Annotated in this window: 15 protein-coding genes and 1 pseudogene; 5 read left to right on the forward strand and 11 right to left on the reverse strand. The window is 70.2% G+C overall.

All coding sequences use genetic code 11. From position 1 onward, the window contains the following. Nucleotides 1-108 precede the first annotated feature (108 nt). Nucleotides 109-471, forward strand: a complete 363-nt coding sequence (locus tag RH94_RS40645) for a cytidine deaminase (RefSeq protein WP_158073027.1) — start codon at nt 109-111, stop codon at nt 469-471. Between the two features lie 43 nt (nt 472-514). After that, nucleotides 515-1,468: a GTPase Era gene (gene era, locus RH94_RS06345; protein ID WP_073946664.1), complete on the forward strand. Its 954-nt coding sequence runs from the start codon at nt 515-517 to the stop codon at nt 1,466-1,468. A 363-nt stretch (nt 1,469-1,831) separates the two neighbouring features. Here era and RH94_RS39435 read toward each other — a convergent pair whose 3' ends face one another. Then, complete coding sequence (locus tag RH94_RS39435; protein WP_107428635.1) at nt 1,832-2,038, reverse strand: hypothetical protein; 207 nt, start codon at nt 2,036-2,038, stop codon at nt 1,832-1,834. 519 nt (nt 2,039-2,557) lie between these two features. Between RH94_RS39435 and RH94_RS42545 the strand changes: the two genes are divergently transcribed. Further along, nucleotides 2,558-3,017 (forward strand): helix-turn-helix domain-containing protein (locus RH94_RS42545; protein ID WP_234425567.1); only part of this gene is annotated, 460 nt, incomplete at its 3' end. Nucleotides 3,018-3,519: 502 nt separating this feature from the next. Here the strand turns inward: RH94_RS42545 and RH94_RS06355 are convergent. Next, nucleotides 3,520-3,705, reverse strand: a pseudogene (locus RH94_RS06355) (transposase); the annotation flags it as partial. A gap of 487 nt (nt 3,706-4,192) precedes the next feature. Here RH94_RS06355 and RH94_RS06360 point away from each other — a divergent pair. Next, nucleotides 4,193-4,891 carry a DUF4328 domain-containing protein gene (locus RH94_RS06360; protein ID WP_234425568.1) on the forward strand — a complete coding sequence of 233 codons (699 nt, stop codon included), beginning with the start codon at nt 4,193-4,195 and terminating at the stop codon, nt 4,889-4,891. 8 nt (nt 4,892-4,899) lie between these two features. Here RH94_RS06360 and RH94_RS06365 read toward each other — a convergent pair. Continuing rightward, nucleotides 4,900-5,702 (reverse strand): IS5 family transposase gene (locus RH94_RS06365; RefSeq protein ID WP_199880879.1). Its coding sequence is split into 2 segments (ribosomal slippage): nt 4,900-5,358 and nt 5,361-5,702, totalling 801 coding nucleotides; the frame shifts between segments, so codons are not numbered across the junction. A gap of 230 nt (nt 5,703-5,932) precedes the next feature. Between RH94_RS06365 and RH94_RS06375 the strand changes: the two genes are divergently transcribed. Next, nucleotides 5,933-7,336, forward strand: a complete 1,404-nt coding sequence (locus tag RH94_RS06375; RefSeq protein WP_073946666.1) for a VanZ family protein — start codon at nt 5,933-5,935, stop codon at nt 7,334-7,336. Nucleotides 7,337-7,481: 145 nt separating this feature from the next. Here RH94_RS06375 and RH94_RS06380 read toward each other — a convergent pair whose 3' ends face one another. The 8 genes from RH94_RS06380 to RH94_RS42550 all read right to left on the reverse strand — a co-directional run. Continuing rightward, nucleotides 7,482-8,687 carry an ISAs1 family transposase gene (locus RH94_RS06380; protein ID WP_079188921.1) on the reverse strand — a complete coding sequence of 402 codons (1,206 nt, stop codon included), beginning with the start codon at nt 8,685-8,687 and terminating at the stop codon, nt 7,482-7,484. Between the two features lie 416 nt (nt 8,688-9,103). Then, a complete protein-coding gene (locus RH94_RS06385) occupies nt 9,104-11,212 on the reverse strand; it encodes a glycoside hydrolase family 31 protein (protein WP_234425569.1) in 2,109 nt (702 codons plus the stop codon). Between the two features lie 101 nt (nt 11,213-11,313). Further along, nucleotides 11,314-12,435, reverse strand: a complete 1,122-nt coding sequence (locus tag RH94_RS06390; RefSeq protein WP_234425585.1) for a carbohydrate kinase family protein — start codon at nt 12,433-12,435, stop codon at nt 11,314-11,316. Nucleotides 12,436-12,605: 170 nt separating this feature from the next. Then, nucleotides 12,606-13,901, reverse strand: a complete 1,296-nt coding sequence (locus RH94_RS06395) for a glucarate dehydratase family protein (RefSeq protein ID WP_073946669.1) — start codon at nt 13,899-13,901, stop codon at nt 12,606-12,608. An 83-nt stretch (nt 13,902-13,984) separates the two neighbouring features. Continuing rightward, on the reverse strand, nt 13,985-14,977 hold the full coding sequence (locus RH94_RS06400) for an adenosine deaminase (RefSeq protein ID WP_073946670.1): 993 nt from the start codon (nt 14,975-14,977) through the stop codon (nt 13,985-13,987). 20 nt (nt 14,978-14,997) lie between these two features. Next, nucleotides 14,998-15,903: a ribonuclease Z gene (locus tag RH94_RS06405; protein WP_073946671.1), complete on the reverse strand. Its 906-nt coding sequence runs from the start codon at nt 15,901-15,903 to the stop codon at nt 14,998-15,000. Between the two features lie 7 nt (nt 15,904-15,910). Next, entirely contained in the window at nt 15,911-16,264 is a 354-nt protein-coding gene (locus RH94_RS06410) for a histidine triad nucleotide-binding protein (protein WP_073946672.1), read from the reverse strand. Nucleotides 16,265-16,390: 126 nt separating this feature from the next. Continuing rightward, nucleotides 16,391-17,101, reverse strand: a 711-nt coding sequence (locus RH94_RS42550) for a S41 family peptidase (protein WP_234425570.1), incomplete at its 5' end; no start/stop codon positions are given.

Genomic DNA, 17,101 nt, shown 5'->3' on the forward strand with positions numbered 1-17,101 from the left:
GGTGCTGGTGGAGCCGGTGGCTCCGGCGGAGCCCGCCGCGGACGGCAGGGAGAAGGCGGGCTGAGGGTCCGGCCCCGGCCCGGTGGGGCGGCTCCGTATGCTCGGCTCATGACCGAGAGCAACGCGCTTGACCCCGAGGACCTCAAGATCGTCACCCTGGCCCGTTCGATCCGGGCCCGCAACGGCGTGCCGGAGGGCGCGGCCGTGCGGGACGAGACGGGACGCACGTACGTCGCCGGGTCGGTGCACCTCGCCTCGCTGAGGCTGAGCGCCCTGCGGACGGCGGTGGCGATGGCCGTGGCCTCCGGGGCGACGTCGCTGGAGGCGGCGGCCGTGGTCAGCGAGGCGGAGGGGATCGCGCCGGAGGACCGGGCGGCCGTACGGGACCTGGGCGGCGCCGGGACGCCGGTGCTGCTGGCGGGGCCCGACGGGGAAGTACGGCTGACGCTGCCCGCGGGGGCGGACGAGTAGTGCGCGTGCGGCGGAGGGTTGTGGATCAGGGAGAATGGGCGCCATGAGCGTTCGTACCCAGTCATCCGAGCAGCCCGCCGAAGCTGTCCACCGGGCCGGTTTCGCCTGCTTCGTGGGCCGCCCCAACGCGGGGAAGTCCACCCTCACGAACGCTCTGGTCGGGCAGAAGGTGGCGATCACCTCGAACCGGCCGCAGACGACGCGGCACACCGTGCGGGGCATCGTGCACCGGCCGGACGCGCAGCTGATCCTGGTGGACACACCGGGGCTGCACAAGCCGCGCACGCTGCTCGGGGAACGGCTGAACGACGTCGTACGGACCACGTGGGCCGAGGTCGACGTGATCGGCTTCTGTCTGCCGGCCGACCAGAAGCTCGGGCCCGGTGACCGGTTCATCGCGAAGGAACTGGCCGGGATCAAGAAGACGCCCAAGGTCGCGGTCGTCACGAAGACGGACCTGGTGGACTCCAAGACGCTCGCCGAGCAGCTGATCGCGATCGACCGGCTGGGCGAGGAGCTGGGGATCACCTGGGCGGAGATCGTGCCGGTGTCGGCGACGGCCGGCAAGCAGGTGGACCTGCTCGCCGACCTGCTGATCCCGCTGATGCCGGAGGGGCCGGCGCTGTACCCCGAGGGCGACCTGACCGACGAGCCGGAGCAGGTGATGGTGGCCGAGCTGATCCGGGAGGCGGCGCTGGAGGGTGTGCGGGACGAGCTGCCCCACTCCATCGCGGTGGTGGTCGAGGAGATGCTGCCCCGCGAGGACCGCCCGGCGGACAAGCCGCTCCTCGACATCCACGCCAACGTTTTCATCGAGCGGCCGAGCCAGAAGGGCATCGTCATCGGGCCCAAGGGCAAGCGGCTGAAGGAGGTCGGGATCAAGTCCCGCAAGCACATCGAGGCGCTGCTGGGAACGCCGGTGTTCCTGGACCTCCACGTGAAGGTCGCGAAGGACTGGCAACGGGACCCGAAGCAGCTCCGCCGTCTCGGCTTCTGAGTCCTTCGCCCACCCACCCGCCCGACTCAATGAGGCGCAAGGGCCCCCAACCGTGTCCCTTGCCACACCAGTCAGGGGCCCTGCCCGCCCCGGGGTGTCCGGGGCGGAGTCGTGCGTGCTGCCCTTGCGCCTCGCAGCGCCCAGGAGCCGGCAGCCATCCGGTTTGTCGCTCAGTTCAGGCCTTCACCTTGTTGCGCGGGTGGCAGGGACAGGTGCAGCGGGGCACAAGCACGATGCCCGCCCCGCCCGGAAGCGGGATGTCCTCGGTCAGGCGGCAGCCACGGTGAAGGCCCTCGTGTTCCGGGCGTTGCGCGACCGCGCATTCCGCGGACATGGTTGATGTGTCCGCCGTGGTCGAGTAGGTCACAGTTCCCTCCGACTGCGCCGGTTGGCTTCCCTCACCTTGGCGTACAGCTGGACGGTGTCGCCGACGCAGCGCGGGCAGGAACACGGCGGAAGTGCAGAAGTCATCTCCGGCACCTCAAGGGGTTTCACCGTGCATTTTTCACGGACCTGGGTGCGCGCGCCGGTTTCCGGGTTGACGTGGTAGACAGCAATGGTCATCGCCACGTGCTCACGCCACCTTTTCCGGCGCCTCGCGCAGCGCCTTGACCAGGACGCCACCCGCAACGCAGCAGGCGCAACGAGAGCACAGGCAGGCACGTCGTCGCGTGCCCCACCTGTCGCGTGGGTGCGGCTGGGACATCCGGCCGGGAGGCCTGCAGCGGATCGTGCGCACTCTGATCAGCCTTGCCCCGCGCACGTGCGGGTTGGGCTCCGTACAGGGCGCTGCGGGCGCCTGCGGGAGGCCCGCCGGTGGGCTGTGTCTGCTGGGCGTTCGCGATCCGAACAGGACCGCCCGCACCCACTGGAGGGCACGGTGGATAAGGTCTGCCATGTCGACGCTCCCTTGAAGCGTTGGCCATGCCCCCGGGTCGGTCGCACGGCCGCGGGGGTCTCTGTCGTCATGAGTCAACGCCTCATCCGGACCACCGGCTTGCACACTTCTTGCACATGTGCCGGGCGGGTCATCCGTACCTTTGGGACGATGAGTGGTGAGGATGTCACCCAGCAGGGAAGGCGCAAGGCATGAGCGCTACGCAGGTACCCGGACCAGGCACCAACGTCGCTGCGCGCCGAAAAGAACTCGGGCTGAGCCAGGTGGCTCTTGCCCGTAGGGCAGGGGTGTCGGTTTCCCTTCTCAGCAAGATCGAGGTGGGCGACCGGGCGCTTACACAGGGCGTAGGCGCCTCCCTTGCCCGCGCAATGCATCTCACCCTTCATGAACTGCTGGGCAGCACCCCGGAAGCGAACCTGGATGAACTCAATTACGCTATTCGCAGGTTCAACATTCCGGGAGAACCTCCGACTCGCCCCGAGAAACTTCAAACAGAAGTGGACGAACTGAATCAGCTCCGATGGAATACGGAGCTGTCCAAAGTTCTCCAGCGGCTTCCTGGGGTGCTCACCCGGGTCACCAACCATGCTCACCTCACAAAGGAGCCGAGGGCATGGGGTTTGGTAGCGGATGTGTACGGGATCATCTATTNGCTGGCCGCTCGGCACAGGTGGATGCATCTTGCCGAGCTGGCGACGCTCAAGCAGCGCGTGGCAGCCGAAAAGGCAGACCCGATTACGGCTGCCGTCGCCGCGCGGGATGACGCAGGCACGTTCCTCAACTCAGGCGACTTCTCGGGCGGGTTGGCGATCATTGACCGCGCGATTGTCCGGGCAGAATCCTCACTGTCTGGACGCGACCGGGCGTTCGGGCTTGGAGTTCTGCACCTGCGCGGCTTGACCCTGGCCGGACGGCTGAAAGACAAGCAGGCAACCCGAAAGCACATGGACGCAGCCTGGCGGATGGCCGAAGAGATTCCGGAAGAAATGACCAAGCACGGAATGCAGTTCGGGCCCGAGCAGACGGCAACGCATGTGATCTCCACGGCGTCGGACATGGATCAGCACCGCAAGGCACTGGAAACGGCGGAAGACCTGATTCGGGCGGGCATGACACTTCCGGCCAACCGGGTCGCTCCGGTTTAGAGGCCATCTCATTTGGCGAGTCCGCGGCAGCAGATGAGGGTGCAGGCGATGCCGGTGAAGGCGAGGAAGTGCTCGGCCTTGCGCTTGTAGCGGCGGTGGAGCCGTCGGCAGCCGGCGAGCCAGGACATGGTGCGTTCGGTGGTCCAGCGGTGCCGGCCGAGCCGCTGCGAGGTTTCGACGCCCTTGCGGGCGATAGCGATGACCGATGGTCACGAAGGGGTCGTCCAGTTCAAGGTCCCACTGCACGGCGGCATGCTCGGTGATCATTTTGGGAGGCTGCCCCGCCACTGTCACTCCCTGCGGCGGTGTCGCACGATCGAGGGGCGGTCTCCGTGAGACCGCCCCGGGTCCTTCCGTGTCCCGCCACACTCCACCCGCCCGGTGAAACCCGCAGATCAGACAGCGAAATCCTGCTGGAATACCAGGCTGACCCGGGCTTCATGAGTGGAGCAGGAGGGGACGCGGAGCGCTGAGGGTCTGAGCCGGTTGCGGCGGCGGCCTTCCGCAACCGGCGGTCGCGCCGGCTGCGGCTGAGGCGGGCTCTGGATTGTCATGGACGGGATATCCCCACCCGGCGTATCGTGCGTCGGCCCTGCAATCCTGCGCAGGGCTGCCGCGTTCGTCACCCGTGGGGGTCTCATCGTCATGTTCGCATCCCGCGCACCGCATCCGCTGCCACCGTTGCCGAAGTCCCCGCCCGTGCCGTCGCGGGGGTTCCTCATCGCCATGCTCACGGGACTGGCGTTCGCGGCGCTCTGCGACCTGTTCAGCATCTTCGCCGGCGTACGGTACTGGCTGATGATCGACGGGGACGCCGGGTTCGTCACAGCTTCCCAGCGAGAGCTGGACGCCGCCGCCTCGCTGTACGAGACGGCCGCGCGCTACCAGGTCATGGTGTTCCTGCCCTGCGCGATCGTCTTCGTCGTCTGGTTCTTCCGGATGCGCCGCGCCACCGGACCGCTGGCACCCGATCGGTTCCGCAACGGCCCTGGTTGGGCCGTCGGCGCCTGGTTCGTCCCCCTGGCGAACCTGTGGATGCCCTACCGCGTCGCCTTCGACATGTGGGGAGCCGCCACGCCGCTGCCGTGCGACGGTGAGGGCCACCGGCCGCGGATCTGGCCGCTCAACCTGTGGTGGGGGCTGTTCGTCTTCTCGGTCTTGTCCGACAGGTTCGCCAGAACCAAGTACGAGGACGCCGGGACGCTGACGGAGATCCGGGACGGGCTGGTGCGGTACGTCGTCTCCGACGCGCTGCACATCCTGGCCGCTGCCGCCGCCGCGTACTTCGCCGTCCGGCTCACCACCATGCAGCGGCACAAGGCGGTCCACGGGCCGTTCGGGACGGCGGCCGTCGAGCACACGCCGGCCGGGTCGGCTTAGACGCCGCCTCATTTGGTGAGTCTGCGGTAGCAGATGAGGGTGCAGGCGATGGCGGTGAAGGCGAGGAAGTGTTCGGCCTTGCGTTCGTAGCGGCGGTGCAGGCGGCGGCAGCCGGCGAGCCAGGACATGGTGCGCTCGATGGTCCACCGGTACCGGCCCAGCCGGGTGGAGGACTCGATGCCCTTGCGGGCGATGCGGTGCCGGATGCCGCGCTTGCGGAGCCAGCGGCGCAGGTGGTCGTAGTCGTAGCCCTTGTCCGCGTGCAGCTTGGCGGGCCGGCGTCTGCGCGGGCCGCGGCGGGAGCGGATGGGCGGGATGCCGCGCACGAGCGGCTCGAGGGCCTGGCTGTCGTGGAGGTTGGCCCCGGAGATACCGATGGAGAGAGGCAGACCGGTCCGCTCCGTGATCAAGTGGACCTTCGAGCCTTTCTTGCCCCGGTCCACCGGATTCGGACCTGTCAGGTCCCCCCTTTCAGGGCCCGCATGTTCACCGAGTCGATCGCGCAGCGCGACCAGTCCAGCTCGCCGCGGGCGCCGAGCTCGTCGAGGACGGGCCGGTGCAGTTTCGCCCAGACCCGGGCGGCACTCCACTCGGTGAAGCGCCGGTGTGCGGTCGGTCCCGACGGGCCGAAGACCGGCGGCAACTGCCGCCAGGTACAGCCTGAGGTGGCCACGAAGATGATCGCCGCGAGCACCTCACGGTCACCGTACCGGCGCCGCCCACCGCCCTGCGGACGCGTCGGAGCGGGCGGCACCACCCGCTGGAACAACTCCCACAACCCGTCCGGGACCAGCCGCTCCACGATCGTCATGCCTCAAGATTACGAGCCCAAATGAGACGGCGTCTAAGAGCTACAACTGGGCGCTGGCGGCGAGCGCCTACTGCACGAGCACAATCGGCCTGCTTAGCTACTCCGGCGGCTCGTACCAGACGCCTGCCTCGCACTGCTGAACCACAGCCCCAAAGGCCCCGCCTACCAAGGCGGGGCCTTCCCTCTCCCGGACCTGCTCTCCTCGACATAACCACGCAAGGAACCGCGCCGTGTTTTCCGCCATCTTTCAACACCATGTCGGCTATCTGGCCGTGTGCACATTGATCGGCCTCATCCTCGGCGGCGCAGCATGGACGCTCGTCCGCAAGCGGGGAAACTCTCACGGGGCGTGGTGGGCCGGTCTCGCCTTCACTCTCACCGGCGTGCTCGGCGTCACTTTCATGGACGGTGGCTCGGCCAGCGGCGTGTGCGTCCTCAACCACCAATTCGCCGAGCCCTTCCACACCACGCAAGGGTTGTGGAACCTCGCCATGATGGTGCCCGTCGGCGCCTGTGCACTCCTGGCCATCCGCCGCCCGCTGCCTGTCCTCGTCGGCGTCATCGCGCTGCCCCTGGCCATCGAATTCACCCAGGCCACCGTCAACGGCCTGGGGCGCGTGTGTGACAGCTCGGACGCCCAGATGAACATCATCGGCGGGTTGATCGGGCTCACCGTTGTCGCGGTTGTGCTCACAATCCGCCACTCGCTCGCCTGGCAGGCGGGCACCAAGGGCGCCCTGATCACTTTCGCGGCGCTGCTCCTCCTGGGCTCGGGAGTGGCGCGTCCGATGCTCGACTTCACGAACGTGGATGGCAGCAGCCTCGCCGACGCAAGTTCCGGCCAGAAGCAGGCCGTTGAGGCCGCCGTCAAGGAGGCGTTCGGTGACCACTACAAGATCGGCCGGCAGTACGCGCAGCCGTGCGTGGGCGCCCCCTGCACCAACATCATCTTCATCCTGCACAGCCGTGAAAAGGGGCACTCCGAAGACTTCGGTACCGGCAGCCTTTCCTGGCCGGACAAGAAGCACCTGAACGTACAGCTGGAGAACAGTGACCGGCCCACTGTCATGGGATACCCAGTGGGAGGCGTGAAAGCCCCGTCTACCGATACAGCAGCCTCTGGAATTGCGAAGTCGTACGCCCAGCGACGGTATCCGTGGGCGATGGGTGCGACCATGAGTGAAACGTCCGCTGTGGGCGCAAAGGCTGAATTTGGCTGGATTACGAGCTGGAGGTGGGCTCAAAACGACGTTCTGATGCCCAGGATGCTGGACGTCCAGGTAGACAGGGCCGGGCGTGTATCTCAGATTGACGTCACCCTTGGTCCGACCCGGGTAAATCTTCCCGAAGCCAAGCTTGACGCTGGTCAAGCCGAAAAGGAAGTAAACAAGGCGGTAGCGGTACAACTCCAAGCCAATGGAAACACTGGCGCAGAATTCCATACCAAAGCAGTTACTGTAAAAGCGGTCGAGCAAGACGGTAATTGGCGGCCGAACTGGCTTGTGAACGTGACGTGGCCCAGTAGCGGAAAGAGCGATGATTCGCAGGAGCAGGCACCGGTTGAGATGTACCGCGTGAACGCCCTGACTGGGCAGGTGTACGACGCAGCCGGACAGCCCCTCAGAACCAACTGAAGCAGACCGATCTGTGGGGGCTGACTGCCGGAGTGGTGGTGGCCAGAGTCGGTCTTGCTGGAGCTGCGGCGGGTCGGTCGGCAGACCGTCGTGACGACGGCGCAACCGGCAGGGTCGCGTCGTTCAGGTGAGGTGTCCTGGTTGATCACGTGATGCCGAGGGTGATCAGTGGACGGTTGGCGTCGCGGGTGTGGTGGCGGAGTGCAGCGGCGATGTTCGTGTGGTCGGCGAGTCGGAGAGCGCCGATGGCCAGGTTGCGCAGGGATGCCATGGCGCGTGGAGCGGTGCCGGTGCGCACGCGGGAGGCATCCTCGGCGTATGTGGTGTCCCTGACATGGTGGATCTTGTTCTCGATGCTCCAGTGGTCGCGGACGCGGCGGGCGATCTCCGTTGCGTCGGCCTGCTCCGCGGTCAGGTCGGTCACTCCGTAGACGCGTTCCAGAGTGACCTTGCTGGTGGTGACGATCCGTCGGCGGCGCACGATCTGGACGGCCTGCACCGCGTGTGGGAATGCGATCCCGGTGACGGCGGCGGCCTTGATCCGGCGGATCTCGTCACGGCCGTGCGCGGTGGCCCGCGTCTTGTCCAGGAGTGGTACTTCCCGCCATGGCAGGGCCTTCAGCCACCGGTGCAGGGTGGGCTGGTTGCCCTTGATCAGCGCGATGTAGTGGGCGTGCTCGTCCTCGACGAGGAAGCGCGCGTGGGCGGTCTGCGAGTGGCGGGCGTCGAAGGTGACCACCGTGCCGTTCAGGCCGAGCGGGGCGAGCAGGGGCTGGAAGACGGTGATCTCGTTGGTCTTGCCGTCCACCTCGCGCTGGGCGGTGACCAGGCCGGTCCCCGTCATCGCGGCGAGCAGGTGGACCTGGATGCCATCGGCGCGACGGGCGCCGCGCACGGTCTTGCCGTCCACGGCGCGGGAGGGCAGAGGCCGGTCTCTGTCGTTCTCCTCCTGGCCGGCGGCGCGTTCGCGTTCGGCGAGCCGGCTTCCGACGGCGGTATCCAGGGCGTCGCCGTCGATGCGCTGGAGGACACGACGCACGGTGGCCTCGGCCGGGGCGACAGGGCCGCGGTCAGGCTCCCGGCATGGGCCACCAAGCCGGGCCAGGACGTGCGGCGGGGCGTCGGCGGCCCACTCCGCGATCGCGGTCAAGGACTTCGCTCCGGCCAGGACCGCGCACGCGGCCAGAGACAGGACGAACGCGAGCGGGTGGCGTCGGCCCTGGTCCCGCCGGGGATCGGGCACCTGGGCCAGACAGGTCAGCAGGCCGGGGAGATCATCGGGGGTGGTCGGTGCGGCGTCGGTGAGTTGGCCCAGAGGGACCGGGATGAGCGAGGATGAGCGGGCAGGCACGGTCTTCCGTCGTGGTGATCAGGGACTCGACACCTCATGATCACCGGAAGTCGTGCCTGCCTCCGCGTCAGCCCCCGGCGACGATCCCGCGGTCCTGCCCCAGCTTCTGAAGCCCCATCAACCCGGATACATCACCTGAACGACGCCGCCCTGCCTGACCACCAGGCGTGATGCGCGCTCGGATCCGGACAGGGCGTCGGGTGAACGACGAAGGGCCCGACCGTTCACCCGCCCACCCTGCTCCCCCTCCGCCAAGCCCTCGGCCCCCCATGATCCCGACGAGTGCGACGCAGGGTCCACTCCGGGCACCTTGAGACGGACCCGACGTCACAGCGGACGTGGCGTGCCTGACCACGGACGCCGGGGGCCGGTCCTCCTCAGCCGGCTGTTCGCATCGGGTGGCGCGGATGGCTTCCTCAGCGCAGGGCCCGTAAGGCCTTGTCCGCCCCCCTTGCTCCGAGTTTTACGAAGACCGGGGTGACGCCCAGGGGGGTGGCGTAGGACCGGATCGTCCGGGGACCCTGGAGGGTCTGGGCGCGGGTCACGTCGTACCAGGTGCCCGGGGGGAGGTGGACGGGACGGGTGGCGGCGTTCGTCAGTTGCGGGGCCGCCAGGACCGCGGGGCCCAGCATCCACTCGTCGGTGATCGTGTACGCCTGCTGGTCGTGCGGGAAGTCGAAGAACAGGGGACGCATGATCGGGTCGCCGGTCTTCAGGGTGTGCTGGACCTGGTCCCAGATGTACGGGGCCAGGCGGGCGTGGCGGGCGACGGCCTGGCGGTAGAGGGCGGTCGTCTGCTCGTCGTAGACCACTTTCCTGCCGGTCGTGACGTCGATGGTGCTCACGGGGGACGTGGAGGCGTACATCAGCGGCATCAGGGACGCGGACTGGGCCCAGCGGATCAGGACCTCCTTCGTGGGGGCGGGCTGGGCGCTGGAGCCGCCGATCATGTCGGTGGTGACGAAGGGGTAGCCGATCGTGGAGATGGCGAGGTTCTGGGTGACGGAGGCGCGCAGGGAGTTCCAGCCGGTGCCCTTGTCCAGTTGGCGGGTGACGAATCCGGCCCGGTGGGCGGTGGCGTCCCAGTGGACGCGGATGCCGACGCCCTGGAGGTCGAACTCGTCGGCGAGCTCGGCGCCGAGGCGCTGGTAGTCGGTGGGGGCGTAGCCCGCGCGCGGTGCGCACCGCTCGTCGAAGAAGCGGGTGTCGAACTTCAGGCCCTCGATGCCGTACGTGGTCATCAGGGCCCTGAGCCGGGCCTTGTACCAGGCCGCCGCGTCCGGGTCGGCGAGGTCGACGATGCCGGCGACGCCGTTCCACCACGTGACCCGGCAGGGTCTGCCGGGGTCGGTGGCGTCCGCCAGCAGGTAGCCGTGGTCGGCTGCGTACGCGTACTGGTCGGAGTCCAGGTTGATCCACAGCGTCACCCAGAGGCCGAAGTCGAAGCCCAGGTCGTGGATGCGGCGGGACATCGCCCCGGGGTCGGGGTAGGCCTTCGGGTCGAAGGTCAGGTTCCCGTAGTTGGACTCCCACTTGTCGTCGAGCTGGAGCGTGTGGCCGGTGAGGCCGTGGTCGTGGAGGTCCTGGGCGTAGTCCAGGAGCCCGGCCTGGCCGACGTGGGTGTAGAACTGCGCCCAGGAGTTCCACACCGGCTCCGCGTACTGACGGTACGTCGCGTCGGTCTTCGCCGGTCTGCCCACGATGCCGACGTAGTCGCGGTAGACCTCCAGGGGCGTGGACTCCACGAAGACCGTGGCCCGGTAGGGGTCCGCGGACTCGACGTCGAAGCGGCCCAGGCCGTCCTCGCCCTGGTTGATCGCCACGTTCATCACGTGTCCGGTGTCCACGCGCAGGCCGGTCGCCGAGGACGTGTACCAGAACGGGTCGATCATGTAGTACGAGGCCGGGCCGAAGGCCTCGTGGACGACCTGGCCGGTGTCGAGCGGCCAGGGCTGGTCGGTGGCGGGGCCGCCCTTCGGGGTCTGTGCCTCGCCGTGGCCGTACCAGTGGCCGGCGGAGTCCAGGTCGTAGGCCAGCCCGAGGCGTTCGGGGGTCACTCCCCCGACCTGCCAGTCGAGTCGGTAGCGGTCGGCGGACGGGGTGATGCGGGCCCGCACCGTCGCGCCGGTCAGCGTCGTGGCGGCGGTGAGGGCCAGGGTGCCGTCCTTCCAGGCCCAGTCGGTGACGCGGGTGGCGTGCTGCCAGGCGTCGGCGGCGTGGAAGCGCAGCGCGCCGCCGGTGTTCCCGTCGGCGGTGGCCAGGACCGTGCCGCCCGAACGGCTCGTCGTCAGCGAGAGTTGATCGACCGTCACTCGAAGTGTGTAGCCGGGAGTGGTGCCGCTCGGCGGGACGGTCAGGGTGAGCGCGTCCGCGGAGGAAGTGAGCCGGGGGGTCGGAGGGGCCGGGGCGGCCTCGGTCCGGGTCCGTGCCTGTGCTGGGTCCGGCGTGGTCAGCGCCACGGGAAGGGCCAGGCCGAGGCCGAGGACGGCAAGGAGCACTCCGGGCCTGCGGGGCGGTCTGCGCACGACGCGTGTCCTTCGACGGAGGGAGGAGTCAGGAGGCTGCTTGCCCCATCGTGCTCGATCCCACCGATGATGGTGCGTCAGGCGTCACCTGTCGACGCCCGTCACGCCGACCTGCGGAACCCGATCGTCGGAACGGCCCTGCGCCGCGGCCACCGTTCGACGCACGTCTCCGGCACCAGGTCCTCCAGGAAGGCGTACCGCCGCAGTGCCGCCGGGTCCTGGCCCTCGACCGACTGCACCCGGCGCCACCAGGCGGCGACCTCGGACCAGCCGGGAGCCGACAGCGAGCCGCCGAACTCCTGCACGGACAGGGCGGCGGTGAGGCCGGCGAAGGCGAGGCGGTCGGCCAGGGGCCAGCCGGCCAGGGTGCCGGTGACGAAGCCGGCCACGAACACGTCGCCCGCGCCGGTCGGGTCCAGCGCCTCCACCTCGATGGCGGGCACCTCGGCGCTCTCCCCCGTGCGGCGGTCGACCGCGTAGGCGCCCTCCGCGCCGAGGGTGACCACCGCGAGCGGCACGAACTCGGTGAGCGCGTGTGCGGCGGTGCGCGGGCAGTCGGTGCCCGTGTAGCGCATCGCCTCCTCGGCATTGGGCAGGAACGCCTCGCAGTGCTCCAGGTCGGCCAGGCCCGCCAGGTCCCAGGCGCCGGTGTCGTCCCAGCCGACGTCGCCGAAGACGCGGGTGCCCTCGCCCGCGGCCCGGGCGATCCAGGGTGCGGGCCGGCCGGGTGTCAGGGAGGCCACGGCGGCACGCGCGCGGGGCCGGTACTCCGGGGCGCCCTCCTGCGGGAACACGGTCTCCGTGGGTGGCTCGTGGCCGTGCGAGACCATCGTGCGCTCGCCCTCGTACGCCATGGAGACGGTGACCGGTGAGTGCCAGCCGGGCACGGTGCGGGACGTGGACAGGTCGATGCCCTCGCCCCGTTCCAGGGCGTCCCAGCAGTAGTCGCCGTAGTGGTCGTCGCCGAACGCCGCCGCCAGGGACGTCCGCAGGCCCAGTCGGGCCAGCGCGGTCGCCATGTTGGCCGCGCCGCCGGGGCTCGACCCCATCCCGCGCGCCCAGGACTCCGTCCCGCGCACCGGGGCGGAGTCGAGTCCGGTGAAGATGATGTCGAGGAAGACGGTGCCCGTCAGGTAGACGTCCCAGGGCGGGTCGTCCGCCGTGCGCAGCCGGGCCAGCGGGTCGACCTGGGGGTGGAGGTGGGCGTGCGGTGCTCCGCCGATGTACTCCCGGTCCTCCGGGTAGTCCGGGTAGCCCAGGTGCTCCGGGTGCTCCGGATCCTTTCCGGTGGACGTGCTGGACGGGGTCACGGTGCGCTCCCTGACGTGGTACGGGTCTGGCCAGTGTGCACCAGAGCACCGGCGGCGCGCCCGTACCGCGGGACGCGCGGGCCCTACCAGCGCGGGGTCGCCGGAGCGGTCCAACCCGGCTCGGCGACGCGCATCGCGGCCACGTCGTCGCGGTCGCGCAGGCGGCCGTCGTCCTCGGCCCACCGGCGGTGCAGGAAGGCCAGCCGGTCCCGGTCGAGTTCGACGCCGAGGCCGGGGGCGTCGGAGACGGCGACCCGGCCGCCGTCGAAGACGAGGCGCTCGGTGAGGACGTCCTCGGACTGCCAGGGGTAGTGGCTGTCGCAGGCGTGGTGCAGGTCGGGCACGGTGGCCGCCACGTGGGTCATCGCGGCCAGGCTGATCCCCAGGTGGGTGTTGGAGTGCATGGACACGCCGACGCCGAAGGCGGCGCACAGGGCCGCCAGGTGCTGGGTGTTGCGCAGGCCGCCCCAGTAGTGGTGATCGGAGAGGACCACCTGGACCGCGTCCTCGGTGAAAGCCTCCTTGATCTCGGCGAAGGTCGTCACGCACATGTTGGTCGCCAGCGGCACGTCGGTCCGCGCGGCCACCTCGGCCATGGCGGACGTGCCGAGCACGGGGTCCTCCAGGTACTCCAGGACGTCCCCGAGTTCCCGGGCCACCCGCACCGAGGTCTCCACCGACCAGGCCCCGTTGGGGTCGAGCCGCAGCGGGTGCCCCGGGAAGGCCGCCGCGAGGGCCCGTACGGCGGCGATCTCCTCCTCGGGCGGGAAGACCCCGCCCTTGAGCTTGAAGGAGGTGAAGCCGTGGCGCTCGGTGAACCCGCGCGCCTGCTCCACCACCCCGGCCGGGTCGAGGGCGGCGCCCCAGTCGTCCTTCTCGCCGGCCACCCCCAGGGGGTGAGCACCCCACTTGTAGAAGAGGTAGGCGCTGTACTCCACCGCGTCCCGCACCTTCCCGCCGAGCAGCGCGTGCACGGGCAGGCCGAGCGCCTTGCCGAGGGCGTCCAGGCAGGCGACCTCGAAGGCGGACAGGACGGACAGGCGCAGCTTGTCGGCGGTCTGGACGCCGCGCAGCCCGCCGACGTCGACGGCGTCCTCCACCCGGGAGGCGTCCACCGCGACGTCGAGCGCGAAGAGGCCGTTGAGGTCGGCGACCCGGCGGCCGGTCAGCTTCCCGGCGAGCGGGCGGGCCAGCTCCAGGTACTTGGTGTCGCCGTACGTCTCGCCGTATCCGGTGACCCCGCCGTCCGTCACCACCTCCACGATCAGGCGGGGTGTGTACGGCTGGTGCACACCCTGGGTGTTGAGCAGCGGCGGGTCGGCCACCAGGATCGGGGTCAGCCGTACCCCGGTGACGGTGAGGTCGAGTCCGGCGGTCACCCTCGCTCATCTCCCCCCATGGCCATCCACATACGCGAACGGAGTTTAGGTAGCCGGATACACGCCGTCAACGGGTCCGGGGCCTAAGGGAATTCGTACGCCTCCACCTCGGCCAGGTACCGCCGGCGCCGCTCCTCGTCGTGCTCCAGGAAGGAGGCGAGGAAGGAGTTGCGGGCCAGTTCCCGCAGGCGGTCCTCGGTGAGGCCCAGGGTGTCGCGCACGGCGTCGAAGTTGTCGCCGACGTAGCCGCCGAAGTAGGCCGGGTCGTCGGAGTTGACCGTGCAGAGCAGGCCGGCGTCCAGCATGGCGGGCAGCGGGTGGCCGGCGAGGGTGTCGACCGCGCGGAGCCGGACGTTGGACAGGGGGCACAGGGTCAGCGGGACGCGGTCGCGGACCAGGCGGGCGACGAGCTCCGGGTCCTCCACGCAGCGCAGCCCGTGGTCGACGCGTTCGACGCCGAGCACGTCCAGGGCCTGCCGGATGTACTCCGGCGGGCCCTCCTCACCGGCGTGCGCCACGCGCCGCAGGCCGAGGGCGGCGGCGGCCTCGTACACCTCGCGGAACTTCACCGGCGGATGGCCGGCCTCGGCCGAGTCCAGGCCGACGCCCGTGATCCGGTCCAGGTACGGCTCGGCGGCCCGCAGGGTCTCCAGGGCCGACTCGGCGGACTCGTCGCGCAGGAAGCACATGATCAGCCGGGTGGAGACGCCGTGGTTCTCCTCGCTGCGGCCCAGCGCCCGCCACAGCCCCTCGACGACCGTGCCCATGCCGACCCCGCGCGCGATGTGGGCCTGCGGGTCGAAGAAGATCTCCGCGTGCCGCACGCCCTGCGCGGCGGCGCGGGCGAGGTAGGCGTTCGCGAGGTCCTCGAAGTCCCGCTCGGTGCGCAGGACGGCCATGAGCTCGTAGTACAGGTTCAGGAAGGACTGCAGGTCCTCGAAGCGGTAGGCCTCGCGGATCTCGTCGGTGTCCGCGTACGGCAGCTCGACACCGTTGCGCTCGGCGAGCGCGAAGGCCAGCTCGGGCTCCAGGGTGCCTTCGACGTGGAGGTGCAGTTCGGCTTTCGGCAGGGGCATCGAAGCATCGTACGGCCTGGTCAGCGGCGTTTCGGAACCGGCACCCGCAGCAGGTCCCGCGCCACGGTCAGCTCCCCGTCGAAGCCGGCCTCCCGCGCCTGCCGCTCGAACTCCTCCGCGTCGTCGTAGCGCTGGCTGAAGTGGGTGAGCACGAGGTGCCGCACGCCGGCGTCCCGGGCCGCGCGGGCCGCCTGTCCGGCCGTCAGGTGGCCGTACTCGACGGCGAGCCGCTCGTCCTCGTCGAGGAAGGTCGACTCGATGACGAGCAGGTCGCAGCCCTCGGCGAGCGCGTGCACCCCGTCGCACAGCCGGGTGTCCATGACGAACGCGAACCGCTGTCCGCGCCGCACCTCGCTCACCGCCTCCAGCGGGACCCCGTTCAGGGACCCCTCCCGCTGGAGGCGGCCCACGTCGGGGCCCTTGATCCCGTGCGCGGCGAGCCGGTCGGGCAGCATCCGGCGCCCGTCGGGCTCGACGAGCCGGTAGCCGTAGGCCTCCACGGGGTGGGAGAGCCGGCGGGCCTCCAGGGTGTACGCCGGCGTCGTCGCGAGGACGCCGTCGGCGTCGACCGGGACCTCCGTGAGCCGGACGGTCTCGCGGTAGGCGGTGGCGTACCGCAGGCGGTCGAAGAAGCGTTTGCCCGAGCGCGGGTAGTGCGCGGTGATCTCGTGCGGCACCCGGTCGAGGTTGATCCGCTGGATCACTCCGGCCAGGCCGAGGGAGTGGTCGCCGTGGAAGTGGGTGACGCAGATCCGGTCGAGGTCGTGCACGGCGACCCCGGCGCGCAGCATCTGCCGCTGGGTGCCCTCGCCGGGGTCGAACAGGATGCCCTCGCCGTCCCAGCGCAGCAGGTAGCCGTTGTGGTTGCGGTGCCGGGTCGGGACCTGGCTGGCGGTGCCGAGGACGACCAGTTCACGGGCGGACACGGCCGGCCTATCCGGGGGGCCACTCGAGGCCGCGGCCACCGAGGACGTGGGCGTGGGCGTGCCAGACGGTCTGGCCGGCGCCGGACCCCGTGTTGAACACGATGCGGTAGCTGTCCAGCTTGTCCTCGTCGGCGACCGCCTGCGTCTCGCGCAGGACGTCCGCGGCGAGCTCCGGGGCCGCGGCGGCGAGGGCGGCGGCGTCCTTGTAGTGCGCCTTGGGGATCACCAGGACGTGGGTGGGCGCCTGGGGGTTTATGTCGCGGAAGGCGACGGTGGTGTCCGTCTCGCGGACGACCGTCGCGGGGACCTGGCCCGCGACGATCTTGCAGAACAGGCAGTCGTCCTGGGGTTCCCCGGCCATGCGGTGCCTCCTCGGGTTGATCTAGTACGGGCATGTTACCGAGGGTGGGAGAACAGCCCGCCCGGTGTTCGAGGACGAGGCCGGTCGGGCCGGAGCGGGGTCCGGGGGGCGGCAGCCCCCCGGACGTCAGGGCAGCGAGGGCGGGGTCTTCGCCGGGGTTTCCTCCAGGGCCTCCAGGGCGATGCGGATCGCCTCGTCCAGTTGTACGTCCCTCCCCGCCGCGTGGTCCTGCGGGCGCTGGACGACCTCCACGTCCGGGTCCACCCCGTGGTTCTCCACGCCCCACTCGTAGCCCTCCAGCCAGAACGCGTACTTCGGCTGGGTGATCAGCGTGCCGTCGACCAGGTGGTAGCGGCTGTCGATGCCGACGACGCCGCCCCAGGTGCGCGTACCGACGACCGGCCCGATGCCCAGCGCCTTGATCGCCGCGTTGACGATGTCGCCGTCGGAGCCGGAGAACTCGTTGGCGACGGCGACGACCGGTCCCCGGGGCGCGTCCATCGGGTAGCTCTCCGGCCGCATGCCGCGCGGCAGGTCCCAGCCGACGATCCGCCGGGCCAGCTTCTCCACCACCAGCTGGGAGGTGTGGCCGCCGCGGTTCTCGCGGACGTCCACGACCAGGCCCTCGCGGGCCACCTCCACGCGCAGGTCGCGGTGGATCTGCGCCCAGCCGGGCGCCTGCATGTCCGGCACGTGGAGGTAGCCGAGCCGGCCGCCGGACTTCTCGTGGACGTAGGCCCGGCGGTCGGCGACCCACGCGTGGTAGCGCAGCGGCTCCTCGTCGGCGACGGGGACCACGACCGCGTGCCGGGGGCCGCCCCCTGCGGCGGGCGAGAC

This window comes from Streptomyces kebangsaanensis (genome assembly GCF_001906585.1).
GTDB classification, from domain to species: domain Bacteria; phylum Actinomycetota; class Actinomycetes; order Streptomycetales; family Streptomycetaceae; genus Streptomyces; species Streptomyces kebangsaanensis.

Bases quoted from the DNA above. Each gene is read 5' to 3' on its own strand.
- RH94_RS40645 (WP_158073027.1), top strand. From the start codon at position 109: ATGACCGAGAGCAACGCGCTTGACCCCGAGGACCTCAAGATCGTCACC.
- era (WP_073946664.1), top strand. From the start codon at position 515: ATGAGCGTTCGTACCCAGTCATCCGAGCAGCCCGCCGAAGCTGTCCAC.
- RH94_RS06400 (WP_073946670.1), bottom strand. From the start codon at position 14,977: ATGCCCCTGCCGAAAGCCGAACTGCACCTCCACGTCGAAGGCACCCTG.
- RH94_RS06410 (WP_073946672.1), bottom strand. From the start codon at position 16,264: ATGGCCGGGGAACCCCAGGACGACTGCCTGTTCTGCAAGATCGTCGCG.